Source organism: Streptomyces laurentii, assembly GCF_040635425.1.
Classification (GTDB): Bacteria; Actinomycetota; Actinomycetes; order Streptomycetales; family Streptomycetaceae; genus Streptomyces; species Streptomyces laurentii.
This window is the reverse complement of sequence record NZ_JBEYHT010000123.1, coordinates 1-4,035: the sequence shown is the minus strand read 5'-3', so window position 1 is coordinate 4,035 and position 4,035 is coordinate 1. Positions and strand designations below refer to the sequence as shown.

At 73.6% G+C, this 4,035-nt stretch carries 4 protein-coding genes and 1 pseudogene; 2 read left to right on the top strand and 3 right to left on the bottom strand.

From position 1 onward, the window contains the following. Both ABZ693_RS35945 and ABZ693_RS35940 read left to right on the top strand, forming a co-directional pair. A pseudogene (locus ABZ693_RS35945) lies at positions 1-489 on the top strand (2-oxoacid:ferredoxin oxidoreductase subunit beta); the annotation flags it as partial. Between the two features lie 153 nt (positions 490-642). Beyond that, positions 643-1,512, top strand: a complete 870-nt coding sequence (locus ABZ693_RS35940) for an NAD(P)H-binding protein (RefSeq protein WP_359885701.1) — start codon at positions 643-645, stop codon at positions 1,510-1,512. Between the two features lie 35 nt (positions 1,513-1,547). Here the strand turns inward: ABZ693_RS35940 and ABZ693_RS35935 are convergent, their stop codons facing one another. The 3 genes from ABZ693_RS35935 to ABZ693_RS35925 all read right to left on the bottom strand — a co-directional run. Then, a complete protein-coding gene (locus ABZ693_RS35935; protein ID WP_359885700.1) occupies positions 1,548-2,450 on the bottom strand; it encodes a sulfite exporter TauE/SafE family protein in 903 nt (300 codons plus the stop codon). After that, on the bottom strand, positions 2,447-3,025 hold the full coding sequence (locus ABZ693_RS35930) for a rhodanese-like domain-containing protein (RefSeq protein ID WP_359885699.1): 579 nt from the start codon (positions 3,023-3,025) through the stop codon (positions 2,447-2,449). The genes ABZ693_RS35935 and ABZ693_RS35930 overlap by 4 nt, the downstream gene beginning before the upstream one ends. Positions 3,026-3,288: 263 nt before the next feature. Beyond that, positions 3,289-4,035, bottom strand: a 747-nt coding sequence (locus ABZ693_RS35925; protein WP_359885698.1) for a rhodanese-like domain-containing protein, incomplete at its 5' end; no start/stop codon positions are given.

The window sequence follows — 4,035 nt, the reverse complement described above, 5'->3', positions numbered from 1 at the left end:
AAGCACCTCACCGAGGTCCTGCGCCAGGCCGCCGACCACCCGGGCACGGCACTGGTGGAGATCTACCAGAACTGCAACATCTTCAACGACGGCGCGTTCGAGGTACTCAAGGACCGCGAGCAGGCACAGGAGGCGGTGATCCGCCTGGAGCACGGGCAGCCGATCCGCTTCGGCGCCGACCTCGACAAGGGCGTGGTCCGCGACCCGGCCACCGGCGACCTGGAGGTCGTCGAGGTGACGCCTTCGAACGAGGACCGGATCCTCGTGCACGACGCCCACGCCGCGTCGCCGACGACCGCGTTCGCGCTGTCGCGCCTGGCCGACCCCGACACACTGCACCGCACGCCCATCGGCGTCTTCCGGTCGATCGAGCGGCCGGTGTACGACACGCTCATGGCGGGGCAGCTGGACAAGGCGGTCGAGCAGCAGGGCAAGGGCGACCTCGCGCAGCTGCTCGCGGGGAAGGACACCTGGACCGTGGTGGGGTGACCCGCCCGGCTTGAGCTCCCGACCAAGCCGCTTGCCTTCGGGCGGGCGGCTTCGTCGTGTGCCGCGGCGCTGCGCACGTTCCGAAAGGTGCGCTTTCTGAAAGTTAGCGCATGACGTACGGTGAGTGGGTAGCCCTCACCCCCGGGAGAAACCATGAGCATCGTCGTCACCGGAGCCACCGGTCGACTGGGCCGTCTCGTCCTCGACGCCCTCCTCGCCACCGAGCCCGCCGCGTCCCTCGCCGCCGTCGTCCGGGACAAGGCGAAGGCCGCCGACCTCGCCGAACGCGGGATCGAACTGCGGGTGGCCGACTACGACCGGCCCGAGACCCTGGCCGGCGCTTTCCGCGCGGGCGACCGGGTGCTGCTGGTCTCCGGCAGCGAGGTCGGCCGCCGGGTGCCGCAGCACACCGCCGTCGTCGCCGCCACCAAGGCCGCCGGGGTCGCCCAGCTCGCGTACACCGGCATCCTCGGCGGTCCCGAGGCCGACTTCGTCCTGGCCGGGGAGCACAAGGCCACGGAGGCGGCGATCCTCGCGTCCGGCCTGCCGTACACCTTCCTGCGCAACGGCTGGTACACCGAGAACTACACCGACAACCTCGCCCCGGTCCTCGCGCACGGCGCCGTCGTCGCCAACGCGGGCGACGGCCGCGTCGCCTCCGCCGCCCGCGCCGACTACGCCGCCGCCGCTGCCGCCGTCCTCACCGGCCCGCTCGACGCGCACCTGGGGCAGGCGTACGAGCTGAACGGCGACGTGTCGTGGTCCCTCGCCGAGTACGCGGCCGAGGTCGCGGCGCGGTCCGGGCAGGAGATCACGTACACGAACGTGCCCGCCGCCGCCCACCTCGACATCCTCACCGGCGCCGGCGTCCCGGCCCCCTTCGCCGAGATCCTCGTCGACGTCGACGAGGCCGTCGCGCGCGGCGCGCTCGCCTCGCGCGGCGACGACCTGGCCCGCCTCATCGGACGCGCGACCACCCCGATCGCCGAGACGATCGGGGCGGCGCTGAAGGCGAACCGGTAAGGGGTTCCCGGACCCGGATTCCCGGACCCGGGTTCTCAGACCCGGGCCGTGGGTTCCGGCGCGTCCAGCGGGGGCGCGCCGGGCGTCCCGGCCGGGGCCGGGCGGCGGGCCCGTACCGCACCCCACACCACGGCCGCCACCACGACGACCCCGGCACCGGCCCAGGTCAGCGGGCTGGCCCAGAAGGCGTGCGGCATCTGCTGGCTGAGCACGAAGACGCCCATGACGACCACGAACCAGCCGAACGCCTTGCGCAGCGTGTCCTGCGGGATGCGGCCCGCGAACCGGCTGCCGATCAGGCTGCCGACGATCGCCGCGCCGGTGACGGCCAGCGCCAGGTTCCAGTCGATCTGCACGCCGGCCAGGTGACCAGCGAGCCCCGAGAACGACTTCATCGCGATGACCAGCAGCGACGTGCCGACCGCGACGCTCATCGGCAGACCGCCGAGCAGCGCGAGCGCCGGGACGACGAGGAACCCGCCGCCCGAGCCCACCAGGCCGGTGATCGCACCGACGAGCAGGCCCTCGACGACCATGTGCGCCACGGGCAGTTCCGCGTGCGCCGGCTTCGCCGGGCGCTCCTTGCGCGACTTCCGGAGCATCGCCACCGCGGTCGCGAGCATCATCAGCGCGAACGCGATCAGCAGCACCGTGCCCGGGATGTACTCGGCGAGCCGGCCGCCGCCGTACGCGCCGATCATGCTGACGCCACCGAAGATCAGACCCGTGCGCCAGCGCACCCGGCCCGCCCGCGCGTGCGTGATCAGGCCGAACAGGCTCGTGACACCGACCACGAAGAGCGAGGTCGCGATGGCTTCCTTGCTCTCCTGCCCGGCCAGGTAGACCAGGATCGGGACGGTCAGGATCGAACCGCCGCCGCCCAGGATGCCCAGGCTGACGCCGATCAGTACGGAGGCCGCGAGGACGAACGTGATCATGACTGTTCCCGCAGGGAGGCGATGACGGTACGGATGTCGGTCCGCGGGCCGCGGTTGTACGGCAGCTTGGACAGCATCATGCCCATCGCGCACGTGTTGCTGAGCGCGGCGAACGTGAGCCCGGCGCCGACCGCCGTGCCGACGAGGTGCGCCCGGCGGACGAACAGGCCCGCGATACCGCTGGTGAGCACGATCGAACCGGCGACGAGACGGACCTGACGTTCGAGGTCCCAGCGCTTCGGCCCCTGGTTGACGGGAGCACCGGCCATCTCCCAGGCCATCATGCCGCCGTCCAGGACCCGGAGGTTCGGCAGCCCGGCCTCGGCGAGGGCCTCGCCGGCCTGGGCGGCGCGGCCGCCGGAACGGCAGATGAGGACGACGTCCTCGTCGAGGTGGGCGAGGATCTCGGCGCGGTGTTCGCGCAGCGTGTCGAGGGGGACGTTGTAGGCGCCGGGGATGTGGGAGGTCTGGAACTCGCCGGGGGTGCGGACATCGAGAAGACGGGGGGCGGGGCCGGTGGCGAGGAGGCGCTGGAGGGCGGCGGGGGTGAGCGTGGTGGTCGGGGTCGTCGACATGGGGGCTCCGTGGGGGGGGGTGGGGCGGGTGGCGCGGGTGGCGCGGGGTGTTGCGGGCAGGGCGGGAGCGAGGGGCCGCGAGGGGCGCGGCAGGTGGGGGTCGCTCGCCCGAGGAATCGCCGGGGATACCGGGGATATGCCGGCGCTCCCGCGAGGTGACCCAGTCAGGGCGCGAGGGGCTGGTCGCGGGGGCGCCGGGGCTTTTCACCGTTCCGGGAGGGGCGGCCCTGGGGTGGGGGCCGCCCCGTCCGGTCCGGCGGTGGTCAGGCCGCCGGGGTGTCCAGGAGGGCCCAGGCCGCGTAGCCGCCGAGGATGTCGGAGACGTCGGTGAAGCCCTTGTGGCGCAGCAGGCTCGCCGCGATGGAGGAGCGGTGGCCTCCGGCGCAGTGCAGGACCAGCGGCCGGTCGGTCGGGATCTCGTCCAGACGGTGGGGCAGCTCGCCGAGCGAGATGTGCAGGGCCTCGTCGATGAAGCCGACGGAGCCGCGCTCGCCGCAGTTGCGGACGTCGAGGACCACCGGCGGGTTGTCGCCGGCCAGGGCGTCCCGCAGCTGGGCGGCGGTCAGCCGGCTGGCCGGGGAGACCTCGTCCGCCAGGGTCACCAGGGCGTCCTCGGGCGAGCGCAGGTAGCCGGTCACGTGGTCGAAGCCGATGCGCGCCAGGCGGGTGACGATCTCCTCCTCGCGGTTCTGCGGGGCGAGGACCAGCAGCTCGTCCTTCGGGGCGAGGACGGTTCCGGCCTGCTCGGCGAACCGGCCGTCGGCGGGCACGTTGACCGCGCCGCGCAGGTGACCAGACGCGAACTCGTGCGGGTCGCGGGCGTCGACCACGACCGCGCCGGCCGCGCGGCGCTCGGTGAACTCCTCGATGGTCAGCGGCCGGGGGGCCGCCGCCGGGTCGAACAGCTCGCGCTCGCGGCGGTTGAGGTCGGCGTCGTACGCGAAGTAGCCGGGCGCGGCGGGCTGGCCGGCGGCGACGATCGCGACGAACTCTTCCTTGCTCATCGGCGC